The organism is Reichenbachiella sp. (genome assembly GCF_965223055.1).
GTDB lineage: Bacteria > Bacteroidota > Bacteroidia > Cytophagales > Cyclobacteriaceae > Reichenbachiella.
In genome coordinates this window covers 552,301-577,298 of sequence record NZ_CBDCVM010000011.1, presented here as the reverse complement: position 1 = coordinate 577,298, position 24,998 = coordinate 552,301, and the positions used below count along the sequence as shown (strand labels likewise).

The 24,998-nt window shown below is 42.4% G+C and carries 19 protein-coding genes and 2 tRNA genes; 9 read left to right on the top strand and 12 right to left on the bottom strand.

Annotated elements, in window-relative coordinates:
* Positions 1–18 precede the first annotated feature (18 nt).
* Genes ACOQO5_RS13890 through ACOQO5_RS13875 form a run of 4 tightly spaced genes read left to right on the top strand, consistent with a single transcriptional unit; the run spans position 19 to position 7,880 of the window.
* Positions 19–1,590, top strand: a complete 1,572-nt coding sequence (locus ACOQO5_RS13890) for a RagB/SusD family nutrient uptake outer membrane protein (protein ID WP_420582291.1) — start codon at positions 19–21, stop codon at positions 1,588–1,590.
* Between the two features lie 2 nt (positions 1,591–1,592).
* The gene (locus ACOQO5_RS13885; protein WP_420582290.1) at positions 1,593–2,798 is read left to right on the top strand and encodes a glycoside hydrolase family 88 protein; all 1,206 of its coding nucleotides are present in this window, start codon (positions 1,593–1,595) and stop codon (positions 2,796–2,798) included.
* Between the two features lie 16 nt (positions 2,799–2,814).
* Positions 2,815–5,226 carry a glycoside hydrolase family 2 protein gene (locus ACOQO5_RS13880; RefSeq protein WP_420582289.1) on the top strand — a complete coding sequence of 804 codons (2,412 nt, stop codon included), beginning with the start codon at positions 2,815–2,817 and terminating at the stop codon, positions 5,224–5,226.
* Positions 5,223–7,880: a DUF4955 domain-containing protein gene (locus tag ACOQO5_RS13875; protein ID WP_420582288.1), complete on the top strand. Its 2,658-nt coding sequence runs from the start codon at positions 5,223–5,225 to the stop codon at positions 7,878–7,880. The genes ACOQO5_RS13880 and ACOQO5_RS13875 overlap by 4 nt, the downstream gene beginning before the upstream one ends.
* 302 nt (positions 7,881–8,182) lie before the next feature.
* Here the strand turns inward: ACOQO5_RS13875 and ACOQO5_RS13870 are convergent, their stop codons facing one another.
* Positions 8,183–9,472 (bottom strand): IPT/TIG domain-containing protein, encoded by a 1,290-nt coding sequence (locus tag ACOQO5_RS13870; protein ID WP_420582287.1) that lies wholly within the window; start codon positions 9,470–9,472, stop codon positions 8,183–8,185.
* Positions 9,473–9,634: 162 nt separating this feature from the next.
* On the opposite strand from ACOQO5_RS13870, the gene ACOQO5_RS13865 reads away from it, so the two are divergent.
* Positions 9,635–10,762 carry a lactonase family protein gene (locus tag ACOQO5_RS13865; protein ID WP_420582286.1) on the top strand — a complete coding sequence of 376 codons (1,128 nt, stop codon included), beginning with the start codon at positions 9,635–9,637 and terminating at the stop codon, positions 10,760–10,762.
* Between the two features lie 10 nt (positions 10,763–10,772).
* Here ACOQO5_RS13865 and ACOQO5_RS13860 read toward each other — a convergent pair whose 3' ends face one another.
* From ACOQO5_RS13860 to ACOQO5_RS13835, 6 genes are all read right to left on the bottom strand, one after another.
* A complete protein-coding gene (locus tag ACOQO5_RS13860; protein WP_420582285.1) occupies positions 10,773–12,065 on the bottom strand; it encodes a TRAP transporter large permease in 1,293 nt (430 codons plus the stop codon).
* Positions 12,065–12,529, bottom strand: coding sequence for a TRAP transporter small permease (locus ACOQO5_RS13855; protein ID WP_420582284.1), 465 nt, complete (start codon positions 12,527–12,529; stop codon positions 12,065–12,067). Before ACOQO5_RS13855 ends, ACOQO5_RS13860 begins: the two co-directional genes overlap by 1 nt.
* Entirely contained in the window at positions 12,519–13,514 is a 996-nt protein-coding gene (locus ACOQO5_RS13850; protein WP_420582283.1) for a TRAP transporter substrate-binding protein, read from the bottom strand. The genes ACOQO5_RS13855 and ACOQO5_RS13850 overlap by 11 nt, the downstream gene beginning before the upstream one ends.
* Positions 13,515–13,617: 103 nt before the next feature.
* Positions 13,618–15,027, bottom strand: a complete 1,410-nt coding sequence (gene uxaC / locus ACOQO5_RS13845) for a glucuronate isomerase (RefSeq protein ID WP_420582282.1) — start codon at positions 15,025–15,027, stop codon at positions 13,618–13,620.
* Positions 15,027–16,211, bottom strand: coding sequence for a mannonate dehydratase (gene uxuA / locus ACOQO5_RS13840; RefSeq protein ID WP_420582281.1), 1,185 nt, complete (start codon positions 16,209–16,211; stop codon positions 15,027–15,029). The genes uxaC and uxuA overlap by 1 nt, the downstream gene beginning before the upstream one ends.
* A gap of 12 nt (positions 16,212–16,223) precedes the next feature.
* A complete protein-coding gene (locus ACOQO5_RS13835) occupies positions 16,224–17,060 on the bottom strand; it encodes an SDR family oxidoreductase (protein WP_420582280.1) in 837 nt (278 codons plus the stop codon).
* Positions 17,061–17,213: 153 nt separating this feature from the next.
* On the opposite strand from ACOQO5_RS13835, the gene ACOQO5_RS13830 reads away from it, so the two are divergent.
* Positions 17,214–18,251: a LacI family DNA-binding transcriptional regulator gene (locus ACOQO5_RS13830; RefSeq protein ID WP_420582279.1), complete on the top strand. Its 1,038-nt coding sequence runs from the start codon at positions 17,214–17,216 to the stop codon at positions 18,249–18,251.
* A gap of 271 nt (positions 18,252–18,522) precedes the next feature.
* Here ACOQO5_RS13830 and ACOQO5_RS13825 read toward each other — a convergent pair.
* Positions 18,523–18,594, bottom strand: a tRNA-Glu gene (locus ACOQO5_RS13825).
* Between the two features lie 45 nt (positions 18,595–18,639).
* Positions 18,640–18,711 (bottom strand) — tRNA-Glu (locus tag ACOQO5_RS13820).
* Positions 18,712–18,973: 262 nt separating this feature from the next.
* On the opposite strand from ACOQO5_RS13820, the gene ACOQO5_RS13815 reads away from it, so the two are divergent.
* Genes ACOQO5_RS13815 through ACOQO5_RS13805 form a run of 3 tightly spaced genes read left to right on the top strand, consistent with a single transcriptional unit; the run spans position 18,974 to position 21,254 of the window.
* Entirely contained in the window at positions 18,974–20,137 is a 1,164-nt protein-coding gene (locus tag ACOQO5_RS13815; RefSeq protein WP_420582278.1) for a hypothetical protein, read from the top strand.
* Between the two features lie 60 nt (positions 20,138–20,197).
* A complete protein-coding gene (locus ACOQO5_RS13810) occupies positions 20,198–20,683 on the top strand; it encodes an RNA polymerase sigma factor (protein ID WP_420582277.1) in 486 nt (161 codons plus the stop codon).
* Positions 20,664–21,254 carry a hypothetical protein gene (locus ACOQO5_RS13805; RefSeq protein ID WP_420582276.1) on the top strand — a complete coding sequence of 197 codons (591 nt, stop codon included), beginning with the start codon at positions 20,664–20,666 and terminating at the stop codon, positions 21,252–21,254. Before ACOQO5_RS13810 ends, ACOQO5_RS13805 begins: the two co-directional genes overlap by 20 nt.
* Here the strand turns inward: ACOQO5_RS13805 and ytxJ are convergent, their stop codons facing one another.
* From ytxJ to ACOQO5_RS13790, 3 genes are all read right to left on the bottom strand, one after another.
* Positions 21,255–21,608 carry a bacillithiol system redox-active protein YtxJ gene (ytxJ, locus tag ACOQO5_RS13800; RefSeq protein WP_420582275.1) on the bottom strand — a complete coding sequence of 118 codons (354 nt, stop codon included), beginning with the start codon at positions 21,606–21,608 and terminating at the stop codon, positions 21,255–21,257.
* A gap of 2 nt (positions 21,609–21,610) precedes the next feature.
* Positions 21,611–22,744: a hypothetical protein gene (locus ACOQO5_RS13795; protein ID WP_420582274.1), complete on the bottom strand. Its 1,134-nt coding sequence runs from the start codon at positions 22,742–22,744 to the stop codon at positions 21,611–21,613.
* 246 nt (positions 22,745–22,990) lie between these two features.
* Positions 22,991–24,967: an alpha-ketoacid dehydrogenase subunit alpha/beta gene (locus ACOQO5_RS13790; RefSeq protein ID WP_420582273.1), complete on the bottom strand. Its 1,977-nt coding sequence runs from the start codon at positions 24,965–24,967 to the stop codon at positions 22,991–22,993.
* Positions 24,968–24,998: the final 31 nt, after the last annotated feature.

The following is a 24,998-nucleotide window of genomic DNA, read 5'->3' as shown; positions in this document are numbered from 1 at the left end:
AGCTTAAAAGAAAACAAAATGAAAAAATCATATATAATATCATCAATAATTGCGGTGAGCATGATCTTCAATTTTTCTTGTCAAAATCTTGAAGAAAACCCTGTGGGTTTGCTTTCGCCAGAAGGTCTTTTCAACACACCTGAAGATGTTGCACTGAGTGTCAATGGAGGATATTCATTGATAGGACACGAAAATTACTGGGGAAGAAAACTCTCCTTGTCACTTCTCTTAAGAGGAGATATGGTGACCATAGGAGATGAAACTACTGCGGGAAGAAGAATTGAAGTAGATGAAATGAACATGAGTGCTAATAATGGTATGGTGAGTGCCTTCTGGCCCAAAGGTTATGAAGCAATTGCTGCATTAAATATGGCCATTGAAGGTTCTGAAGGAGTAGAAGCAGACGAATCAGAATTGAATGCTGTTGTAGCCGAAGCTCGCTTTTTGAGAGCGTTTATATATTACAATTTTGTTCGACTTTTTGGAGAGGTGCCATTTGTAACAGCTTCATTTGCTAACCCTGAAGATGCTTATTCAATACCAGCGTCTTCAGAGGATGAAATTTATGCTGGTATTCTAGAGGATTTAGAATTTGCGAAGCTATGGTTACCAGATATGCCAGCTTTTCGATCAAGACCAGGTAAAGGTACTGCTGCCGGATTTTTGGCTTCAGTTCACTTAACACGAGGTAGCTTTCAGTCGGCTTACGACGAAGCCAAATATGTAATCGATAATAGCGGTGCATTCGGCTATGCTCTTGAAGGAGAATTTAATGATCTATTTGATCCTGCCATGAGTGAAGCTTCGAACGAAATTTTATTCGAAATTGATTTTATTGGTGCTGATGCAAGTGGTAACCCTTCTGAACTAGGAGGGGGTAATGCTTCCACCGACTTTATTGCTCCTGTTACTGGACCAAGAGGAGATGAGAGATTTTCTGCCGGTGCCGGATGGAGCGTAGCAGTACCATCTTTGGCTGTTTTCAATGGCTGGAATGAAAATGACTATAGACGCTCTGTAAGCTTTGATACCGTTCTCATCAATGGTGGATTAGAGGTTCCTTATACAGGTTGGGATGCTATTCCTCGAAATGTTGCTAGACCACATATTGCCAAGTATTATAGAGCCATTGGACAATCTGGATTAGAAACAGGGTCAAGTTTAAGGGATTCTGATATTGACTATATCATTCTTCGATATGCAGAGGTTCTACTCATAGCAGCTGAAGCGCTCAATGAAATAAATGGAGGACCAACGGCAGAAGCAGAAGGCTATATCAATGACATAAGATCTCGTGCCAGAAGAGAGCTTGATGCGGATGCCTCTAACGATAGAGCAATTCCAGCAAATGTTGCTGGAGGGTTGAATCAGGCAGCCTTTAGAACGGAAGTTTTAGAAGAAAGAAGGTTGGAATTGGCATTTGAATTCGGACGATGGTTTGATATCAAAAGACGCAACTTAGGAGATGCCGCCTTTGGAGCAACCGGATTAGATCCTCAGAACTTCAGCGCATCTAAAGACTACTACTTTCCTAAATATCAACAGGACGTAGACCTAAATGATAATTTGAACCAAAATACAGGCTACTAGTTGTGAAAAGAGGTTATTTATTGATAGCATGCTTCTTTTGGCTGACTGGCTGTACTGAGGTGAACAGTCATGAAGGAGAATTAGAGTCAACTGAAAAAGTAGATAATAGCATAAAAGGTTTGGATCCGGGCGTAAGCGCCCGGATTCCTTACCTATTCAATTATGCTGTTGATTCAACACAGTTTCCAAGGAGTACAGAGTCCGATGGTGCAGTCCGTGGTGTACCTTCAAAAGACTGGACGAGTGGATTTTATCCAGGCAGCCTTATGTATGTGTACAGGCTTACTGGAGATCAAAAATATTTGGACCGTGCTGAGCTTTGGAATCCATATATGGCCAAAGAGCAATGGAATGGTGGTACGCACGACATGGGATTCAAGGTGTATTGCAGCATAGGAAATGCGTATGAACTTACCAAAAAGGTCAAATACAAAGAGGTTTTAATTCAAGCAGCCAAAACCTTGGGTACTCGCTATGATAGTACTGTAGGTTGTATTAAATCCTGGGATTTTGGAACAGATGTTTGGGATTATCCGGTGATCATAGACAATATGATGAATCTCGAATTATTGTTTGAGGTCTCTCTTTTGACCGGAGATAGTAGTTTTTATAAAATGGCTGAGTCCCATGCCTACAATACCATGAAGAATCATTATAGGCCCGATTATAGCAGTTATCATGTGATCGACTACAATCCGGAAACTGGTAATGTACAAAACCAACTGACTCATCAGGGCTTCGATGTCAATTCAGTTTGGTCGAGAGGACAGGCCTGGGGGTTGTATGGATTTACGATGGTTTATCGATACACGAAGAACGAGGTGTTTTTGGATCATGCCAAAAGTATTTGGACATTTATCAATAGTCAGGACAATATGCCAGAAGATAATATCCCTTATTGGGATATGAAAGACCCGGCTATACCTGATGCTCCACGCGATGTGTCTGCAGCAGCTATTTGTGCTTCGGCCGCCATCGAACTTTTTCAATATACTGGTGATCAGGAATATAAGACTTACGCCCAAAAGGTGATTGATACACTTTCTACAGAAAAATATTTATTGAAAAGTGCCAACAAAGTCCCATTTATTCTAGGGCATAGTACAGGAAATTGGCCCAAGAAAGACGAAATAGATGCGCCATTGAGTTATGCAGATTATTATTTTATGGAAGCTATAGTTAGAGAAAGTCAATTATCAGCTAATTAGAAAAGGGGAATTGAAAATGGTCAGGAAGATTTTATGGATGGTTGCTTGTGTCTATGGGATGCTCAATGTAGCAAGTGCACAGGATAGAAAAATTGAAAATTTAAACCAGGATTGGTTGTATTTAGAGTCACCTATAGTTGATGTGGCTGACGTGAAAAGCGGGGAAAAATGGGAAGAGATAGACCTACCGCACAGCTGGAATGAGGAAGATGCAGTAGATGTAATTCCGGGCTACCGGAGAAGTATTAGCTGGTACAAGAAGGAGTTGGAATTTGCTGAACTCACGGATGATAAGCGGTACTTCTTGTATTTCGAGGGAGTGAATATCAAATCTACCGTGTTTGTAAATGGTCAGCAAGCTGGAGCCCATGTGGGGGGATACTTAGGATTCGAAATTGAAATCACTTCTTTATTGCTAAAGGGCGCTAATACTATTTTAGTAAAAGTTGACAATGGCTATGACCGTGAAGTGATTCCTTCCCAGAAATCAGACTTTTTTATTTATGGAGGCATTACCAGAGATGTCTGGTTGAAAACTGTTGACCAGACTTATATTTCTGACCTTAAGATTTCTATCGATAAGGTAAGCAACTCGTCAGCAACGGCAGATGTACATTTCAATATCGATGGTCAACTCTCCACAAAACATCGGGTGGAGGTATCACTTGTCGATCCTGAAGGCCATGAAGTAGCCCGTCGGACTGTGGATGCAAATTCAGACAATTCGGTGCAATTCACTACGGCCAATCCTATGCTTTGGCATGTTGATCGTCCACATTTGTATACGGCCAAGGTGGAATTGACCAAAGGAAATAAAGCGTTGGATCAACTCAGTGATCGATTTGGTTTTCGTTGGTTTGAATTTGAGGAGAATGGACCGTTCTATTTGAATGGAGAACGTTTAATTATCCGAGGCACCCACAGACACGAGGAGCATGCTGGAGTGGGACCGGCCATGACCAATGAAATGCACCGGGCAGACATAGCCATGATCAAAAATATGGGAGCCAATTTTGTAAGATTGGCTCATTATCCTCAAGACCCCGAAGTATACAGAGCGTGTGACGAAATGGGGATATTGGTGTGGGATGAATTACCTTGGTGTAGAGGCGGGGTAGGTAATGAGCAATGGAAGAAAAATACTACCCAAATGCTCACCGAAATTATCAACCAAAACTACAATCATCCCAGTGTGATCTTGTGGTCCTTGGGCAATGAAATTTATTGGCTGCCCGATTTCGAAGGAGGTGATGATACATCCGAAATCAATAACTACCTCAAAGAATTAAATGATCTTGCGCATCGGCTTGATCCGAGTCGAAATACAGCTATTAGAAAATATTATGAAGGTGCAGATATTGTAGATGTATTTAGTCCTTCGATTTGGTCGGGATGGTATTCTGGTACTTATGAAAATTATGAGTCAGTGATCAACCAGTCGATTGCTAAATATCCCAGATTTTTGCACATGGAGTACGGTGGCTCTAGTCATTTTGGCCGTCACAAGGAAGATCCAATTACTGGGAAAGGGTTCGTGGATCCATCCAAATTTGAAGAAGAAGTGAATCAGGTGGAAGTAAAAAGTGTTGCTAAAAGTGGAGATTGGGATGAAAACTATATCGTGGATTTATTTGACTGGTATTTGTCAATTACTGAAAACCATGAGCAATTCACAGGTAATGCACAATGGGCTTTCAAAGATTTTGGCACACCACTGAGGCCAGAAAATGATATCCCGTATATCAATCAAAAGGGTTTGGCAGATCGTGCAGGAAATCCAAAGGACGCTTATTATGTATTCAAAAGTTACTGGTCAAAAGATCCGTTTGCTTACATCGAATCACATACCTGGACCGACCGATCCGGTCCTAAGGGTACCCCAAGAAATGTTTGTGTTTACAGCAACAGTCAAACTGTCGAGCTTTTTCACAATGGGATAAGTCTGGGTACAAAAACGAGAAATACAAAGCAGTTTCCGGCCGCTGGACTCAACTGGGATGTGCTTTTTACTTCAGGGGAAAACAAGCTGATGGCTGTAGGTAGGGAAGACGGTGAAAAAATTGCAGAGGATCAGTTAGTCATCAATTATCGATATGAGCAGGCGGGTTCTCCTAACCAATTATCGCTGTCCTCCTCGGTATTAGAAAATGGAAATTATTTAGTTACTGTAACTGCCCTGGACAAGAACGGTCTAAGGTGTTTGAATTATGAAGAGCAGGTGTATTTTCAGTGTCTGGAGGGTGGGGATTTGGTCAAAAACCAAGGTACACCTACAGGAAGTGAGGTCATCAAGATGGCCAATGGGCAAGCATCCATAGAGGTGATTCCTGATGGCACGAAAGGACTTCTAAAAATGACCGTACTCAATCAATATTTTAAAGGGTCCTTCCTTGAAATCGTGAAGTCGAACAAGGAAAAAGAGCTATGAAACGTTTAGTATTATTTTCTATTATTTGCTCTATCGGGTGGGTTGCCAGAACTCAAACACCCCAGATTTGGGTAGATTATCAGTCTGATAAAGCCAATGGAATAACCCCGGAGTTGCTTGATTATTCTTTTGCTGGATACAGGTATTCGGAAGAAAGCATCCCCGCTGTAGACGGATGGCAGCAATTCAGTATTCTGGATTATGGGGCGGTGGCAGATGATGAAGGCTACGATGATGATGCCATTCAGGCAGCCATTCATGCAGCAGAGGAATTTAGTGGTCCTGCTGTGGTATACTTCCCACCAGGTAAATACTTGGTAAGTGCAGACAACGATGTAAATAAAAACATTAGAGTGTCGCGCAGTCAGATTGTGCTCAAAGGCGCCGGTGCAGGAGCAGGTGGTACAGAAATATTTATGGATGAGAAAAGGGTGAAGAATGGGCACTGGCAGTTTGTACTGGAACCGGACGTGAGTGCTTCAGCGGGTAATACGTTTTTAGCAGAACCAGTCGAAAAAGGAGCCTTTTCAGTGGTATTTGAAGATGCTTCCGGGTTTGCTGTTGGAGAAGTTATTCTTTTAACTCATAAGAGTACAGCATTTGCAGAATCTCATTTTGAAGGACTTGAACTCAACGAAAATGACTGGACCCGTCTCTTTGGTTCAGGAGGTGGTATGAGCTTGCATGAACTGCACGAAATTGTTGCTATCAATGGCACAAGGGTTACCTTCAAAAACCCCATCCAAACCAATTTGCCTGAGTTGGATCTGCCATATACCGTGTCGCACTATGCTGTGATTGAGGAAGTTGGAATTGAAGGCATACTGTTCTCGAGTAATTGGGAAAATTACCCAGAAGACTTTGTTCATCACAAGGATGATATACATGACTACGCCTGGAATGCCATTCAGTTTGAAAATGTGCAGAATGCCTGGCTAAGAAATTGTGAGTTTAAAAGCTGGAATCAAGTGGTTGACGTTCGAGAATCGATCGGTGTTACAGTTGAAAATGTGTTGATATCAGGAAAAAAAGGTCATGCTTCGTTTTTGACGAGAAGAGGCTATGGGCTACTAGTGAAAGACTGCGACGATCAGGCTGGACAGCATCATGGACCGGGCACTGGATATTCGGGGGTCAATACAGTCTATCTTAGATGTCAGATGCAAGAAGACCAATCGGTCGATAGCCATAGTGGACAACCCTATGCCACACTCCTTGATGATATAGATGGTGGAGTGATGAATAAAAATGGTGGCCCGTATGAAAGCTACCCACATCACGGCAGAGACCTCACCTTTTGGAATTTTATTCATAAGGCTTCGGATACACAAACGTACGATTTTTGGAACGCTTCCAGTAGAAATGGAAACGCCTATGCCTTGCCAAATTTCATTGGGTTCCAACCAAATGAAACTGTGAATAAATTTGACGTTGGTATTGATCAAATGGAGGGGCAGCGCGTGTCGCCTGCTTCCTTGTTCGAAGCACAACTTGATTTAAGAATGGAGGCGGCTACTACTCAGCCTACGCTCACATGGCTTTCGCCAAATCATGGAGATCAATTTGACATAGGCGATGATATAGCAGTCAGTATAGAAGCTGATGACCCTGATGGATCAGTAGAAAAAGTGACTTTGTATTTTAATGAGAATAAACAACGCGAATTGACTTCTAGTCCTTATCAGTGGGGCAATGCTGTAGAAGACGATCCTGAGTTATTTGATATAGAAGGAGGAATTTATTGGTTGAAAATTGAAGTGGAGGATGACGACGCAAACGTAACGGTGGATTCGATTCAGGTTTTTGTAGGGCAAGCTCCGAGTTTGGAGTTTGTCTCTCCGGACAAAGGAGTCATTCAAGAAAGCGGTGCGCCACTGATAGTAGAAGCTGAAGCAACAGATAGTGATGGTAGTATCACAGCGGTTACTTTATATCTAGGAGATCTAAAATTGAGTGAATTGACGACCTCACCTTATGTTTGGGATACAGAATCTGAGCTGCAATCCCTGACATCCGGCAATTATGTACTCACGCTTGAAGCGATAGATAATGATGGCCTGTTGACAACACGAGAATTGGAAATTATAGTCAATGAATTTCCGGCAATGGATTTCGTATCTCCAACTGATGAACAGGAATTCGAGCATGGAAGTAATGTGACGGTGACCATCGATGCCAGTGACTCAGATGGGAGCATAGCAGAGATACTTCTTTATTTGAATGATGAATTGCAACGCAAAGAAAAATCAATTCCTTACCTCTGGGGTGATCGGTCTGACTTAGACCCTGAATTTTTTGAAATGGAAGCTGGTACTTATTTTTTAGAAGCAGTAGCAGTTGATGATCAGGGAAGCGAATCTACTATTGTTACTGAGTTTGTTGTAAAACCCAAAGAGGAGGTGCTTTCTGTCAATCATCACCAAAATATGGTGTATCCAAATCCATTCTCAGACCAATTGACTGTTCATTCTTCTTCTGGGATCGATACTATTTTACTTACAGATCTAACTGGTCATCCATTGATGTCTATGCGGGCGAATAGTCAAAAGACTACCATGGTCATTGAAACGAGTCGACTGACCAGAGGAATCTATTTATTACAAGTGATTCATAACACTACCTTTCGTACGGTTATAGAAGTAGTAAAAAACTAATCTTTTTACATCCAATATCCATTTTCGGTAAGTTATTCTATTGTATATAGCATCCATACAAATAATCCCTGTGTATCCTATTGGCTTAGGATGATATGATTTTTGCGGGATCGTACAGCATTAAAGTTGAGCTGTAGGTGGGGGTAACTGTTTCGAACAGAGAACCTAATGGCTTGGGGTATCTGCCCAAGATTGAGCTTGACCTTTGTCAATTTAGTTAGATATAGTCACAAAAAAACCGGAGATTTTACTCTCCGGCCTAACTTCAAAGTCTATAAGACTAAGTGTGAACAGTTAGTTTTTTAGTAACTCAATGGACCTCCCAGGGAAATGCTGATGTTATCAAAACTCAACGTGGCATGAACTGCGCCTCCACTAGTGCTCAATGGCAATGCCGTACCTACCCCATAATTTCTTCTTTGTGCTACTGCGTATCTTTTCATGTCCTTGAATGCGAATGTGCCTAGCGCAGCATCATCATCAAATAGCGTAGCAGGAACAGATAGGCTATACCATCCGTTTTCATCTGCTTCATATCCTAAATCATGTATTTCTTTCATCGTAGGAGTCCATTCATAATCATCAGTATCAAACCGAATTCTTAAGCCTACGACAAAATCTTCTGCACTTTCTGAAGTATCATATCCATCTGGCAATTCACCGAAATTAATTTGAATATTGAAATATACATCTTCTGCGGCAATGTCGTCACCAAAAAAATTGGCAAACGTGCCTACGTCCTGAGTCCTTAATCCCAGTTGAGCCATGTAGCTGGTCGAATATTCCGTGCTGCTAAAGCCTTCCATATGGAAAAATGCACCGTCGATAGCAGGAGGTAAGTCTGTAGCATCCTCTGATACTTCAGTGCTCAATCCATGTACGGTAGATTCTTCGCCGTCAGCTCCTCCAGTCATTCCTATGACATCCGGATTTTCGCTGTCAAATGTTTCTTGATAGATTTCGTCCAACATTTGGATCACGTAGAATTTAGTTGTTTCAACCGAAGTAGTGGTCGAGCCTCCCTCATTTACAATAGTCAAAGCTTTAGCGCCCCAAGTGGTTCCTGTACCCACAGTTACCTCAGCAGTGGTAGCTGTAGTACTCACTATTGTGGCCTCTACATCTCCGATTTTCACTGAAGACACAGTTTCCATGTCTACGCCCGTGATAGTGATGTTTTCACCAACTTGTGCAGAAATTGGTTCAATTTTTTCGACCACCACAGCACCAACAACTACTACTGTTAGATCTGCTTCGCTAATCGCTATGCCCCCTGTAGTAGCTACAGCTACTTTGCCAGTTGAAGCATTTTCAGGAACGGTAGCCACAATCTCAGTAGCCGAATTGGAAACTATGGTTTCCGCTGCCACTTCATTAAATGTAACACTGATGGCGTCACCTAAATCAGTACCTACGATGGTGATATTATCTCCTGGTTCCACACTGTCTGGACTGATGGAAGTGATGCTGGGAATTGGAACGCCCGCCTCGTCGTCTTCTTCGTCACACGATATGGTAAATGTGGCCAATAGAACCAAAGCTGCGATCGTAGATCGCTTGAAGGTTTCTAGAATCTTGTAGTTTTTATTCATGATTTTAATATTTTAATTGTTACCCAAGGTTAGCGGTATTCATCTTTCTGAGAATTCAAAATAGGGTGTCGAATCGTACAAAAAGTGCTATGGCAGCCATTCTATTGCTCTTTTATTTATTACTTGCATTAGATGAAATATTCAAAAACCTAGTTTGTTTCAATGATGCGCCTCTCAAAAAATTTCTCATTGTTATTGGTATTCTGCCTCATGTATGGCATCCTCTCACCTGGCCTGCTTGCACAAGAATCGTATTGGGTTTTTATAGCTGGAAATGTTGATCAGACTGAGACCGGCATTGGAATATATACTTGGAATTCATCTGCCGGCGAGTTGGTAGAGCAGTATAGGGATTCAACCATTAAGCAGGCCTCCTATTTGGCAATTAATGAGAGGAAAGGTCTACTCTATGCCGTTAATGGCGAAGGCATATATTCTTTCTTGATACATCAGGACAATGGGAAATTGAAATGGTTAGGGAAGGTGGAGCATGCGGGGACCGGTGCTTGTCATGTGAGTCTATCTTATGATGGAAATATATTGCTCGTGGCTTACTATGGATCAGGTTCCCTGGCAAGTTATCGGATAAGACCTAACGGAGCTGTTGGGAATAGTGTGACACACATCAGGCATAATGGATCTAGTATAAACAAGAAAAGACAAAAAAGCCCCCATGTACATCAGGTGGTGGCAGCACCAAATAGTAGACTGATTTATGTAAACGATCTAGGGACCGATGAAATCAAAAGCTATCGCTTGTTTGAAGATGGGGGTATTGAAGCACAGCCAGTATCAAATACAAAACTATTTGCAGGAAGTGGCCCCAGGCACTTGGCCTTTCATCCGTTTAAACCGTGGGTTTATGTATTGGCTGAATTGACTGGGCAGGTATTTGCCTTTACCTATGATAAACAAAACGGCATATTAGATCAAATTGACTCTTGCCCTACCTTACCTACAGACTTTCAAGGATTCAATAAATCTGCGGATATTCATATTTCATCCGATGGGCAATATTTATATGCTTCTCATCGGGGAGCCAATACCCTAGCTGTAGGATTGATTGATCTCAAGGAAGGAAAAATCTCAAGGTTTGAAAATCTTGATTGTGGAGGAGATTGGCCTCGTGCATTCGAAATGGACCCTTCCGGTCATTATATCCTGGTGGCCAACAAGCGGTCGGATAGCCTCAGTGTGATGACCCGTGACATCTATACCGGCACCTTTCAAAAAGCCTATGACCTCCCCACAGTGAGAGGTCCGCAATGCATCAAACTTTTGAAGAGATAAAATCCCTTGATCATTCAAACAATCCAGGTAAAAACAAGCTGAGCTCTGGAATATAAGTGACAAGCAACAGTACGATAATCATAGCAATAAAAAGCGGAATCAAGGGCTTGATGACTTTGTCTAAGGAAATGCCAGCCACACCAATGCCCACAAAGAGAACCGACCCTACCGGCGGTGTGCATAGTCCTATACAAAGATTCATCACCATAATGATCCCAAAATGAACCGGATCTATGCCGATGGCGGTCACTACGGGTAAGAAAATCGGGGTGAATATCAAAACGGCCGGCGTCATGTCCATGAAAATACCAACTGCCAACAGGAGCAAGTTGATTAGAAGTAGAATCACCCAAGGATTGTCCGAAATGCTTAGCAATCCGGCAGTTACAGCTTGTGGGATGTCCGCATAAGCCATCACCCACGACATGCTCATGGAGCAGGCGATCAATAATGCCACTACGGCCGTGGTTCCCACAGATCCGATGGCGATTTGTCGAATTTTTTCAATAGTAAGTTCACGGTAAACGAGCGATAATACAAAGGTATAAAGCACGGCAATGCCCGAAGCTTCTGTTGCTGTGAAAATTCCAACCACAATTCCACCGATTACTACCACCAGCATCATCAAGCTAGGGAAAGCCTGGATAAAGGTAGTGAGCAATTGACCAAAACTAGACTTTTCCCCTCGAGGGTAATTTTTGATCTTGGCATAAATATAGGCCACAAGCATTAGTGCCAAGCCCATGAGTAGACCGGGTATATACCCTGCCAAAAACAACGCTGCAATGGACACACCACCACTAGCCAGAGAATACACAATCAATATATTGGAAGGGGGAATCACTAATCCAGTAGTAGAGGAGGCGATGTTGACAGCTGCGCTGTACGATTTTTCATAGCCTTCCTTTTCCATTCGTGGTCCCAAGGTTCCACCTATGGCAGAGACAGCCGCCATAGCTGAGCCTGAAATCGCACCAAATAGCATGGCACCAATAATATTGACATATGCTAGTCCACCTGGGAAAGAGCCTACTAACGCTTTTGCGAATGCGATTAATCGCTGGGCTATGCCACCCTGATTCATGATCTGTCCTGCCAGAATAAAAAACGGAATGGCCAGCAAGGAGAAGCTGTCTAGCCCGGTGGCCATGCGCTGGGCGATCGTGGTGAATGCCGGTAGCGTGTCGATGTTGATCAGGATGGTCAATAGTGAGGCGAGTCCGACACTGTAAGCTACCGGTACACCGACGGCTAATAGTATGAGGAATCCTAGTACGAGTACAATTACTTCTATATTTTCCATCAGTTGTTTTTTAGCAGGTTCACAAAATCGGATAGGCTATAATAGGCAATGAGAAATCCACTCAATGGCAGTGCCAGATAGACATAGCCCAGTGGAATTTGCATAGCCGAAGAAGTTTGTCCCAGTTCAAATGAAATATGAACCAGCCGACTGCCGCCAATGATCAACACCAGAAAGGCAAAGACCACAATGACCAATTGTATGCAGAGTTTCTGGATTCTTTTTTGCTTTTCGCTCAGTGCCCTTTCGAGTAATTCGATGGCCACATGCATGCCTTTGCCTGAGGCATAGGCAGCGCCTAAAAGTCCTACCCATATCAAGAGATATCTGGACAGCTCGTCGGTGAATGCGCTAGGGTCATTGAGCAGATAGCGAGAGGCTACCTGCCAGAGTACATTGAGTACCATGAGTGCAAGCAGCAGACTCAAGATATATTCTAATATTTGATCGATTTTAGTTCTCATTTGCTGCATTTTGAATGGATTGGATCAATTGATGAAGCGAAGGGTTGGATTCAAATTCTGCGTACAGATCGGCTACCTTTTGCTGGAAAGGTGATTTCTCTGGATAGTACACATTTACACCTGCTTCTTGCACTTTTGTCAGGCAATCCTGCACGGAGTTGAACCACACTTGCTTTTGGTATTCTACGGACTGATCAGCAGCCTGCTGCAGCCAGCCTTTTTCCTGATCTGAGAGTCTATCCCACAAGTAGGTGCTCACGATGAGTACATCCGGCAATGTGGTGTGCTCATCTATAGAGTAGTGCTTGCATATTTCGTAGTGACGTGATGTATAAAAGCTTGGTGCGTTGTTTTCTGCTGCATCCACTACGCCTTGCTGCAGTGCAGTGTACAATTCCCCGAAGGACACTGGCGTAGGCGAACCGCCCAGCGCACTCACCATATTGAAAGCCGACTGGCTGTTCATTACTCTTACTTTTAGTCCTGCCAGATCCTCAGGGGACTGGATAGGTGCTGCTTTGGAATAGAAGCTTCTACTACCAGCGTCATAAAAACACAAACCTCGCAAACGATATTGACTGCCTTTGGCGAGCAAATTTTTGCCTATTGCCCCTTGGAGTACATTCCACGTGTGAGTAGAATCTGCAAACAAATAGGGCAAGGTCAATACCTTGAACTCCGGAACAAAATTTTCTAGAGTGCCAGCCGAAACCTTAGTCATGTCCAAACTACCGATTTGAAGCAACTCCATCAGGTCGCGCTCTTGACCCAGTTGGCCATTGGCGTAGATATCCATAGTCATTTTTCCACCAGATATGTCTTCCAGCAGTCGAGCCATCTCTACCAATCCCAAATGGACAGGATGAGAATCGTTAAGGCCATGTGCCAATTTGAGTGATCGTTGGTCCTTCGAGGATTGACAACAAGTCAAGGCCAATAGCGAAAAGAGGAGAAAAAATCGCGTCACTTTCTTTGTGATATCCATCTCATAGTTTTGTTTCAGAATGTAAAATACAATCGATTGTATACTAAAGTCAAGTTTTAAAGCGATTGGTTTAAAATTCGTGATTATTTGTGTCCATCGCTACTTATGATTCTTTAAAGTCAAAATAGCTCTTGGCATTGAGATAGCAGATGTCTTCCACCATTTTGCCTAACAGATCCATGTCGTGAGGTATTTCGCCATTTATCACATCCGTGCCGATTAAATTACATAAGATTCGTCTGAAATATTCATGACGAGGGAAAGATAGAAAACTTCTCGAATCGGTCAGCATTCCGATAAATCTACTCAAGAGACCCATGTTGGACAGGGAGTTCATCTGATTTTCCATTCCATTTTTCTGATCTAAAAACCACCAGCCAGTGCCAAACTGCATTTTACCCACAATCTTACCGTCGTTGAAGTTGCCCACCATAGTGGCAAACAAGTCGTTGTCTCGTGGGTTGAGATTGTAGATGATCGACTTGGCGAGCTGATCGGTATTGTCCAGATGGTTGAAGAATTTGGATAAGCTCACGGCTTGGCTATAATCACCCATCGAATCATAGCCTGTGTCTGGTCCGAGTTCTCTCAGTGCCCGTTCGTTGTTGTTGCGCAAAGCGCCGAGGTGAAACTGCTGCACCCAGCCTTTGGCATGATACATTTTGCACAGGGCGGCGAGGGCATGGCCTCGAAGGTGATCGAGGTCAGTGGCATTCAATGTTTTTCCCGACAGGGCGGAGGCAAACAATTGATCTAGTCCTCCTGCCTGAGGATTGAAATCAGGAATTTGGTGGAAACCTAAGTCAGATACCCGACAGCCATTTTCATGGAAAAAATCAACACGCTGCTGTAGCGCTTCCAGATAGGTGTCGTATGATTGGATCGAAATGCCAGATGCATCACTGAGCTGCTGTAAGTAGCCCAGCCACGATTCGGCGCCATCGAGCTGTAGCGCTTTATCCGGCCTGAAAGTAGGGTACACCTTGGGTGCTTTGATGCGCTCCTTTATGGCTCTATGGTGACTCAAATCATCCACCGGATCATCTGTGGTGCAAAGCGATTCCACATTCATTTGGAGCAAGAGACCAATGCACGAGTGGGAGTCTTTTTTCATCAGTGCCTCTGTCTCCGAATAGATTTCGTCGGCAGTATCAGGGGAGAGCAATTCATTGATCCCAAAGTATCGTCGTAGCTCCAGGTGTGTCCAGTGATATAGCGGGTTCCTGAGCGTATAGGGCACTGTTTCGGCCCATTTGTTAAATTTTTCTTTGTCCGTGGCGTCGCCGGTGATGTATCTTTCATCAATGCCATTGGCGCGCATGGCTCTCCACTTGTAATGGTCACCGTATAGCCAAGCTTCAGTGATGTTTCGAAATTGATGATTGGCGGCCATGGCGGCCTGATCCAAATGATTGTGATAGTCGATTATTGGCAAGGAAGCCGCATGCTGATGATAAAGCTCCTCAGCCACGCTATTGTTCAATAAAAAATCGTCTCCTAAAAATTTCTTCATCACTTTGATTTTCTAATTCCTAACTCTAATCCTCTTAGCTCTGCCAATCCGCGGAGTCGACCGATGGCCGAATAGCCCGGGTTGGTTTTCTTGACCAAATCATCCAGCATCTTGTGTCCGTGGTCTGGCCTGAATGGCATGCGCACGTCGTTGCGATTGTTTTTAATTCGTGATTCTTGCTCTTCGATCAGGGCTTTCATGACACCGAACATATCTACGTCACCATCCAAATGGTCTGCTTCGTGGAAGTTGCCATCTTCGTCGCGTTTGGTGGCGCGCAGGTGGATGAAATGAATACGGCTGCCCAGTCGCTGCACCATGCCCACCAGATCGTTGTCCGGCCTTACGCCAAACGAACCAGTACAGAATGTCAAGCCATTGTTAGGGCTGTTTACCGCATCGTAGAGTTCGTTGATGTCCTGTTCGGTGCTCACCACTCTTGGGAGTCCCAATATAGGAAATGGCGGATCATCCGGATGAATGCACATGAGCACACCGGCCTGCTCGGCGGCAGGTATGATGGCCTTTAGGAACGCAAACAAATTGAGCTTGAGTTGCTGTGCGTCGATGTTTTTATACGTGTCCAGCACCTCTTGAAATTGCTGAAGTGTGTATCCTTCTTCAGCGCCTGGCAGTCCGGCAATGATATTGTTGACCAGTTTTTCCTTATCTTCATCCGTCAGGGATTTGAAATAGGATGCTGCTTGCTCCTGCTGCTTGGTGCTGTAAGCTACAGCCGCATTGGGTCGCTTGAGCAAATGGATTTCGAATGCTGCAAAAGCCGTCGCGTCAAATCGTAGAGCGGTCGACCCATCGCCAAAATCAAAGTCCAAATCGGTTCGAGTCCAATCCAGCACAGGCATAAAATTATAGCAGATGGTATCGATGCCACAAGCACCCAGATTGAGAATGGACTGCTTGTAGTTTTCGATATATATCTCGTAGTCACCGGTTCTTTTTTTGATGTCCTCGTGCACTGGCACACTTTCTACTACCGACCATGTGAGGCCGGCAGCTTCGATTTCAGCCTTGCGCTTGTTGATTTCTTCAACGGTCCATACCTCTCCGTTCGCAATGTGATGGAGGGCAGATACAATGCCGGTGGCACCTGCTTGTTTGATATGAGAGAGAGTTACGCCGTCGTTAGGGCCATACCATCTCCACGTTTGTTCTAGTTTGTTCATCCTTCTAATTTTTTATACTCCACTAAATGCACTAAATCCACCGTCGATCGGAATCGTGACTCCCGTGACAAATGAAGCGCCGGGTCCAGCCAGCCATTCGAGCGTGCCCAGCAGATCTTCCGGCTCGCCAAACTTGCCCATGGGCGTGTGTTCGATGATGGTGTTACCCCTGGCAGTAAGTTCGCCGTTTTCTTCGGTAAGCAATCTTCTGTTTTGTTCGGTCAGGAAGAACCCTGGTGCGAGGGCATTCACCCGAATGCCAACTTTAGAGAAATGTACGGCCATCCACTGTGTGAAATTCGATATGGCTGCCTTGGCGCCGCTATATGCTGGTATTTTAGTTAATGGAGTGAAAGCATTCATCGATGAAATATTGATGATAGTACAGCCTTCTTTGCCAAGCATGTCTTTCGTAAAAATTTGGCAGGGCAACAATGTACCGATGAAATTCAAATCAAAGACGAATTTGATACCTTCTGGATCCAGATCGAAAAACGTGGTAAGGTCCTCTTGTTTAGCCAGGTCTTCCATCTCGAAATGTGTTTTGGTGGTAGTGCCTTTGGGGTGATTTCCGCCGGCGCCATTCACCAATATATCGCAAGTACCATACATCTCATTGATCGCTGCTTTAGCCTGCGTCAGGCTATCACTTTTTAGTACATTGGCTTCTACGCCAATAGCTTCTCCTCCTTTAGCTTTTATTGCTTGGGCCACGTTTTCTGCATTGGATTTGTTCAAATCTAGAATGGCCACTTTGCATCCTAAATCAGCCAAATGGTGTGCCATAGTGCTGCACAAAACGCCTCCTCCTCCGGTGATAACCGCTACTTTATTTTCTAATTTGTTCATGACTCAAAAGTTTGTGTGTACGTTAACGCATTACTTACTAAAAAAACCCTTATGCATGCTTAAGGGAGTGGTGTGTACGTTAACATTTATTGACCAAAAGTAGTATATTGCACGTCAATGTAAAAAAAATTATTGCATTTATTTTTTAAGACTATGTCTAAAAGAATCACTATCAAGGAGATAGCACAAAAAGCAGAGGTGTCCATTGGAACGGTAGATCGTGTGCTTCATAATCGAGGACGTGTGGCACAAGCTACTAAAGACAAAATTCTGGACATTGCCAAAAAGGGCAATTACACCTCCAATGTCTATGCACGCAACTTGAAATTGAATCGATCCTATACCATAGCCGTGGTGCTGCCAGATGACAACCCCTATTGGGACAAGCATCGTGCGGGAATAGATCGAGCCATAGCCGAATTCAGCGCCATGGGCTTTACGCAGCAAGAATTTGTCGTGTCATCTAAAAGTGAAGAGTCGAGGACGACGGCGATTCGAGCAGCTCTGGATTCTAATCCTGATGGACTTATTCTTTCACCGAATATGCTAACCAGAGATGACGAGGTTGTTAGCCTGCTGAAGGAGACCATTGTCCCTTATATTTTTGTGGATGCAACCATGGATGGGATGAATCATTTGTCTTTTGTAGGGCAGGACACACTTCAGAGTGGGATCATGGCTGGTAGCATCTTGAGCAATGCTTACGACTCCAATTTTTGTCTCTGGATAGTTACGCTGTCTTTTTCTGATACCCAGAACAAAGCCATAAACCGAAGAATAGAAGGACTTGAGACATTTTTCGCAAGACAAAAAGGCATCAAAATCACCAAAGTGAATTTGGAGAAGGAAGGCTTGTCTTTGTCTGGACTAAAAGCCAGGTTATTGAAGGAAGATAAGCCTGTGCATCTGTTTTTGCCACATTCTAAGTCTCATTTGGTACTGGACGAAATACATACCATTAGAAAGCAAATGAACATGAGAGTTGTTGGTTATGATTTGGTAGCGTCTAATGTGAAGGGTCTAAAAAATGGTTGGATCGATTATCTCATAGATCAGCAGCCTATCAATCAAGGATATTTGGCTATGCAGGCCTTGTACAAACATTTGATACTCAAGTCTGAGGTGATAAAAAATCAGTATTTGCCTCTGGATATTATTACTAAAGAAAATATGATGTATTGTGATTATTGATGCCTTATTGTGTTAGAGCATTACGGTTATTGAATTTTTGATCAGTTTATCATCTGAGTTTAAATTGACATTTATTGAATTAAAGTCACGCGACCCTGTTGATTTGCTTAATAAATACTAGAGCATCCTTTCAAGCATTTTTGCTGTGCTTGCGCATATGATGTAAGTAGGATTATTATTAGCTATCCCAAGTCGAACTTTATATTTTTGATTTGAAAAAATAAGAACAGAATAAGCACAAAAAAAGGAAGCCTTTTGAGCTTCCTTTTTGTAGTCCGTAGGGGAATCGAACCCCTGTTACCAGGATGAAAACCTGGCGTCCTAACCCCTAGACGAACGGACCATTACTTTGTCATAAAAAAGGAACGACTAGCGTCCCAATCTCTTGTAGTCCGTAGGGGAATCGAACCCCTGTTACCAGGATGAAAACCTGGCGTCCTAACCCCTAGACGAACGGACCAAAACTTACAATTTATCAACTCTACTGGGGTATCTGATCGTCCTCAAATGCTCCCCTTCAGGATGAAAACCTGGTGCGGCCGGCTAGGATCCTAACCCCTAGACGAACGGACCATTTTGTAATGGTCTGCAAAAGTAAACTGCTTTTTATCTTTTCCAAAGGCTCGCTATTAAAATATGATTTTTTTTTATGAAGACTCGATATTTTTTTTCTTCGGCAACCAAATATTGTCAATACCCCAAGGTGTGAGTAAGTTTAGGCCATGAAACTGATAGCGGTAAATAGCAAACAAGAACAGCAAGAATTTGTGGAGATGGCTGTGAGCTTGTACAAAGATGAAAAAAATTGGATTCGTCCTCTGAATAAAGATGTTCATGCTGTCTTTGACGAAGATAAGAATAAGACCTTTAAGTGGGGGAAATGTAAGCGCTGGTTGCTTAAAAAAGATGGTCGAACCCTGGGTCGAATTGCCGCCTTTGTCAATGATAAGACCAAGGATAAGGATAATGATCAACCCACCGGAGGAACGGGTTTTTTTGAGTGTGTTAATGATCAGGAAGCAGCTAACCTCCTTTTTGATGTGGCGAAAAATTGGCTAGAGGAACAAGGCATGGAAGCCATGGATGGCCCGATTAATTTTGGTGATCGCGACAAGTGGTGGGGTCTCTTGGTTGATGGCTTCGATATTGAGCCTAATTATCAGTGCAACTATCATTTTCCATACTATCAGGAGCTGTTCGAAAATTATGGCTTTCAGGTGTACTTCAAACAATTCACTTTTATAAGAAATACTTTTGACCCATTCCATCCTCGAATTATGGAAAAGTCAGAAGTATTAAACAAAGACCCTGATTACTCCTTTGAACATATGAAACTGAGTAATCTGGAAAAATATACGGAAGACTTTAGGCAAGTGTACAACGTAGCTTGGGCCAATCACGACGGAGTGGCGGAGATGTCAAAGGAACAGTCTCAGGCTATAATGAAGCAAATGAAACCCATTATCGATGAGAAAATAATCTGGTTTGCCTACTACAAAGGAGAGCCTGTAGCATTTTATTTGAATCTACCAGAAGTAAATCAGATCTTTAAATATGTGAATGGTAAATTGGATTTGATAGGCAAACTCAAATTCCTATGGCATAAATGGAGAAAGACCAATAAGAAAATGCTTGGTTTGGTATTTGGTGTTGCGCCGGCGCATCAAGGTAAGGGGTTAGATGGAGCTCTGGTGATGGCTACCGCGCAAATGGTTCAAAAAGACTATAAGCGTTATCCAGTTTTGGAAATGAATTGGATAGGTGATTTCAATCGAAAAATGATTTTGGTGGTGAAGCAAGTAGGAGGAGAGATAGGGAAGACACATCATACTTATCGCTATCTGTTTGATAGAAATAAGCCGTTCGAGCGCATGCCAATAAAATAACGAACGAATTTGTAATAAAACACAAATATCATCAACCTACTCTCTTGAAATCAATCGTGTATGAAGTCGGACTTTCAGGGATTCTTGAATAACAACCATCGCATCATTGCGAAGGTCTGTCGGATTTATACAGATAGTACCGACGATTTTAATGACTATTATCAAGAGTGCATTGTTCAATTGTGGCGATCTTTTGATTCATTCAGAGGTGCTTCGAAATTGAGCACCTGGACATACCGAGTATGTTTGAATGTCTGCTTGTCGCAACTAAGAAGTAAAAAACGCACCATACCAACCGAGAATAGAGAAATTCCTGATATAGTAGACGAAGACAGTGCACTACAGGAAGAGAGAGTGCAGGAGCTTTATAAAGCTATAAAGCTTTTAAGAGAATCTGATCGAGCAATAATTCTTCTGTATTTAGAAGAAAAAAGCTACAAGGAGATGGCTGAAATTTTGGGTATTACTGTAACCAATGTAGGAGCTAAAGTGAATAGAGTGAAGGCACAGCTAAAAAAAATCATCGATGAAAGATTTGGACATTAAGGACATTTGGAAGCAAGGTGATGAAGCGAATGCACAAGCATTCAGTGAGCCTGAAATCGAAGCGATGATTCGTAGCGGATCGGATAGTTTGGTGCATAGGTTTATAAAAACCCTAACTATCGAACTATGGGTCAACCTTGTAGTACTTACTTGTATAGGTATTGGTATGATCTTTTATAATCAGAGGGTCGTTGGAGTAGGGTTGTTGATCATAGATTTGCTTTTTTACCTCTATTATCGAAATTTGATAAGTAGCTTAAAGAAAGAGGAAATTGACAGTTCTGTGCTTGCATATCTTTATACCATTCAAAAAATGGTTAAGCGCTTCATACTTCATTATAAGATTGCCTCTCTTGTTTTAGTACCTGTCATGCTCGCTATCGTACTCTATCTGGATGGTGATGACTTTTATGCAAAATACTCTGCGAACCCGGACTCTTTTGTGATTGGAATGGCTTGTGGCATTTTCTTAGCTATTCCAATTACTTTTTATATGATCCACTTGATGTATGGTAAAAAAGCCAGAAAACTAGCTCATATGATAGGCTCATTGGAAAGAGAAGAAAGCTAATTACACAGTTACTAATCCGTCAAATATCCTTTTGATTTCGTGATAAGCAATGCCCATATGTGAATTGTGATAGATACACTCACCATCAGATATAATTAAGACTTGGGGCGATTCATGAGGGATTTTAAATGTAGCAGCTATATAATCGGAAATATCACGATATTGGATTAAATCTAGATGATAGGTGTCCATAGATGGAATTTCTTCTGCATTCCAAGCTCTTTCCAGTCTGTTCTCTGCCATAGAACTGATACTACATCTGGTGCTGTGTTTGAAAATAAGAGCAGGTTGGTTAGTAGAATTTGCTTTGATCTGATCTATTTGACCTTTAGATGTTAGTTGATTCCAATTCATAATTAATTATTCCAAATGTCGATTTCGTCTTTATCGAACTTTGCTTTTTTAGTTTTCTTCTTAACAGCGTCAGGTTGAATTTTGTTCCCATTCATCCGTACCCAAACGACATTAAATTTTCTTTTCGAATCCCTTACACTTCTACTCTTGTTGTATTTGGCTGAGAGATAGTTGGCACTTGGGTGCATACCACTCTTCTTGCGTCTTTTTTTAGTCTTGAGCTCATAGTTTGCCATTTTGGCATTTGGCGAGTTACGCACAGTCCGACTGGAAAACTTTGTGTAGCTCTTGATATTCTGATTGTGATCAGCCACGGCTAGCGGTTTTTGATGCTTTTTTTTCATCACCCCGGCATATTGAGAATTCGGACCAGCTTTATGTTTAGCTGGTTTTCTGTTTAGGTTCATGCTTGGTAAAAAGCCTTTATTTCGATTACCCGCTGGTTTAGTTCGGTTGTAAGTTGGTGGAACAGTGAATCGTGGTTTTACCACCACCACTTTTCCTGCTTGCTTCCATTCCGAATATCTTGGATTCACATTTTTGCCTTTGACTTGTCCAGCATTGGTTTGAGTGAATCTTGGTGTGATTTTTTTTGATTTTACGTTGCCTGCATTTGCTACACTAAACCTGGGGCTAATCTTTTTACCCTTCACTTGACCAGCATTAAGTGTTGAGTATCTTGGATTTACCTTCCGATCCATGCCAGCACCAGCGTGACTTTGTGTATATCTGACATTAATTTTTTTGCCTTTCACCTGGCCGGCATTGGCTACCGAATATCGTGGCTTTATTTTTCGGCTTTTTACTTGCCCAGCATTGGCTACCGAATATCGAGGACTGACTTTTCTACCTTTGGATTGACCTGCTGTAAATACGGAATATTTAGGATTTACACCACGACTTGAACCTTCATTACTCGAAGCTTTGGAGTACTTGGTTTTTCCGGCGGCAACAGTTTTGTGCTTACCGCTTGGTCCTTTGATTTTTGCTTTCTTTTTGTGCTGAAGGAATCCTGTCTCTCTTCTTGCGGTCTTAAGCTTGTTTCGATCTGTCAAGAGTTGCGCATAAGAAGTATGTGCCGAGACCGTAATTAGGCCAACGAATAGCAAAAAAACATACCAGCGCTTGTTTAACATATATCCTCTCTACGCAATATAAACGGGAAGTTAACAAATATATTGAACCTGAAATATGCAATAGAAAATCTATTCCAGACATATACCACTTTGAAATAGGCACTTAAAGTAAACTTGTTGAATCACCATAGTGATGCTATGCCTTCTCAACATAAGTTCCTCTTTCTTTGCGTTTTTTGCCTTCACTACGATACCTATTGCATAATCCAGGTTGAACTCAATATAAGAGGCTGCAAAGTTAGGGTCTTAGTATTCCAAAAGGGCTTTTAATTTACTTTTAAAACGTTCCTTAGGTAAAAAATTCTGTTCCAAATTAGCAGCAAAAGGTATAGGAGTGTCTAAACTTCCTTCTCTCATTACTGGAGCATCAAGGTCTTGGAAATGATGTTCACTAATCCATGCTGCGAGTTCAGCGCCTATTCCACCAGTTAAACAATCTTCGTGCAGCAAGATGACTTTGTTAGTTTTTTTGACTGTGGCAGCCACTGCCTCTTTGTCCCAAGGAAGCAATGTTCTCAAGTCTAAGATGTCAGCATCTATGTTAAGTTCTTGGATGATTTCATTGGCCCAATGTACTCCCATGCCGTAGGTAATTACTGATAGATCAGCACCTTCACGCACTAGTTTGGCTTTGCCTACTTCGACTGTGTAATAATCCTCTGGGATTTCTTCCGAAAGCGCTCTGTATAAAGCCTTGTGTTCGAAAAACAAATAAGGATTTGGATCTTCAATAGCAGCATTCAATAATCCTTTCGCGTCGTATGGGTTGGATGGGTAGACTATTTTCAATCCTGGGGTATGAAAAAACCAGGCTTCATTCGATTGAGAATGAAAAGGCCCGGCGGCTACTCCGGCTCCAGTAGGCATACGAACTACCACATCTGCATTCTGCCCCCATCTCCAATGAATTTTTGCCAGGTTGTTTATGATTTGGTTGAATCCACAGGTGACGAAATCGGCAAACTGCATCTCAACCATAGATTTCATTCCCTGAATAGATAGGCCCAATGCACTACCTACAATGGCAGATTCACACAGCGGAGTATTTCGGACTCTTTCTTCGCCAAACTGATCTACAAAACCTTCAGTGATTTTGAACACTCCTCCGTATTTGCCAATGTCCTGACCCATAAGCACCATTTCTGGATACTTCTCCATGCTTTGACGCAGTCCGTCTGATATGGCATCGATAAATCTTTTGTCTGCTAGTTTTTTAGATTTCGGAGTGATTACCTTTTGTTCGAAAGGGGAAAAAAGATCATTCAATTCTTTCTCAGAGGAGACAGCAACTACTCCTTCTTCATTGGCTTTTTTATAACCTTCGTCAATTGTCTTTTTTATTTCGGTCTCAATTTCTGCCTTGAGTTTCTTGGTGAGGATTTTTTCTTTGAGAAGAAACTTCTCATAGTTGTTTACAGGATCCTTTTTCGACCATTTATCCTGAAGTCCTTCTGGATAATATTTGGTTCCACTGGCTTCTTCGTGTCCCCTCATTCTAAAAGTCATACATTCGATCAAGAAAGGCTCGTTATTCTTCTTCATGGATTTGGAAGCTTCCGATATAGCATGGTAGACTTCCAAGAGGTTGTTGCCATCTACTTGTTTGGTTTTGATACCATATCCAGGGCCTTTTTGAGTGAATGAATCAAAGTTGAATTGTTGATTACTTGGCGTGCTCAAACCCCAACTATTGTTTTCTACCACAAAAATCACGGGCAGTTGCCAAACCGAAGCTACATTTAGTGCTTCATGAAAATCACCTTCACTGGCTCCTCCGTCTCCGCTGAATACAAGCGTGGACTTTTTATTTTTTCTTAGCTTGTGAGCCAAGGCAATACCATCTGCGATGCCTAGTTGGGGACCGAGATGAGATATCATCCCCACCAAATGGTGCTCTTTTGAGCCAAAATGAAAAGAACGATCCCTTCCTTGAGTAAAGCCACTAGCTTTACCCTGAAACTGTGCGAATAGTCGATTTAGTTGGATATTTCTAGTGGTGAATATCCCTAAGTTTCGATGCATAGGTAGGATATATTCGTCGTCGTCCATAGCTAGAGCCGAGCCAACTGAGATGGCTTCCTGACCCATGCCTGAAAACCATTTACTGATTTTTCCCTGACGAAGAAGAATCAACATTTTCTCTTCTATCAGTCTTGGGAGTAATAAGTTTTTATAAAATGAAAGAAGTTGTTGGTTGGTGAGTTTCTTTCGTTCGAATTTCATTGGGTAAGTATTGGGTTGCTTAACAATTGTT

Coding starts and splice junctions, on each gene's coding strand:
- ACOQO5_RS13850 (WP_420582283.1), bottom strand. CDS start 13,514: ATGGATATCACAAAGAAAGTGACGCGATTTTTTCTCCTCTTTTCGCTA.
- ACOQO5_RS13855 (WP_420582284.1), bottom strand. CDS start 12,529: ATGAGAACTAAAATCGATCAAATATTAGAATATATCTTGAGTCTGCTG.
- ACOQO5_RS13870 (WP_420582287.1), bottom strand. CDS start 9,472: ATGAATAAAAACTACAAGATTCTAGAAACCTTCAAGCGATCTACGATC.
- ACOQO5_RS13790 (WP_420582273.1), bottom strand. CDS start 24,967: ATGAAATTCGAACGAAAGAAACTCACCAACCAACAACTTCTTTCATTT.
- ACOQO5_RS13815 (WP_420582278.1), top strand. CDS start 18,974: ATGAAACTGATAGCGGTAAATAGCAAACAAGAACAGCAAGAATTTGTG.
- uxuA (WP_420582281.1), bottom strand. CDS start 16,211: ATGAACAAACTAGAACAAACGTGGAGATGGTATGGCCCTAACGACGGC.
- ACOQO5_RS13805 (WP_420582276.1), top strand. CDS start 20,664: ATGAAAGATTTGGACATTAAGGACATTTGGAAGCAAGGTGATGAAGCG.
- ACOQO5_RS13875 (WP_420582288.1), top strand. CDS start 5,223: ATGAAACGTTTAGTATTATTTTCTATTATTTGCTCTATCGGGTGGGTT.
- ACOQO5_RS13890 (WP_420582291.1), top strand. CDS start 19: ATGAAAAAATCATATATAATATCATCAATAATTGCGGTGAGCATGATC.
- ACOQO5_RS13795 (WP_420582274.1), bottom strand. CDS start 22,744: ATGTTAAACAAGCGCTGGTATGTTTTTTTGCTATTCGTTGGCCTAATT.
- uxaC (WP_420582282.1), bottom strand. CDS start 15,027: ATGAAGAAATTTTTAGGAGACGATTTTTTATTGAACAATAGCGTGGCT.
- ACOQO5_RS13835 (WP_420582280.1), bottom strand. CDS start 17,060: ATGAACAAATTAGAAAATAAAGTAGCGGTTATCACCGGAGGAGGAGGC.
- ACOQO5_RS13830 (WP_420582279.1), top strand. CDS start 17,214: ATGTCTAAAAGAATCACTATCAAGGAGATAGCACAAAAAGCAGAGGTG.
- ytxJ (WP_420582275.1), bottom strand. CDS start 21,608: ATGAATTGGAATCAACTAACATCTAAAGGTCAAATAGATCAGATCAAA.
- ACOQO5_RS13860 (WP_420582285.1), bottom strand. CDS start 12,065: ATGGAAAATATAGAAGTAATTGTACTCGTACTAGGATTCCTCATACTA.
- ACOQO5_RS13810 (WP_420582277.1), top strand. CDS start 20,198: ATGAAGTCGGACTTTCAGGGATTCTTGAATAACAACCATCGCATCATT.
- ACOQO5_RS13865 (WP_420582286.1), top strand. CDS start 9,635: ATGATGCGCCTCTCAAAAAATTTCTCATTGTTATTGGTATTCTGCCTC.
- ACOQO5_RS13880 (WP_420582289.1), top strand. CDS start 2,815: ATGGTCAGGAAGATTTTATGGATGGTTGCTTGTGTCTATGGGATGCTC.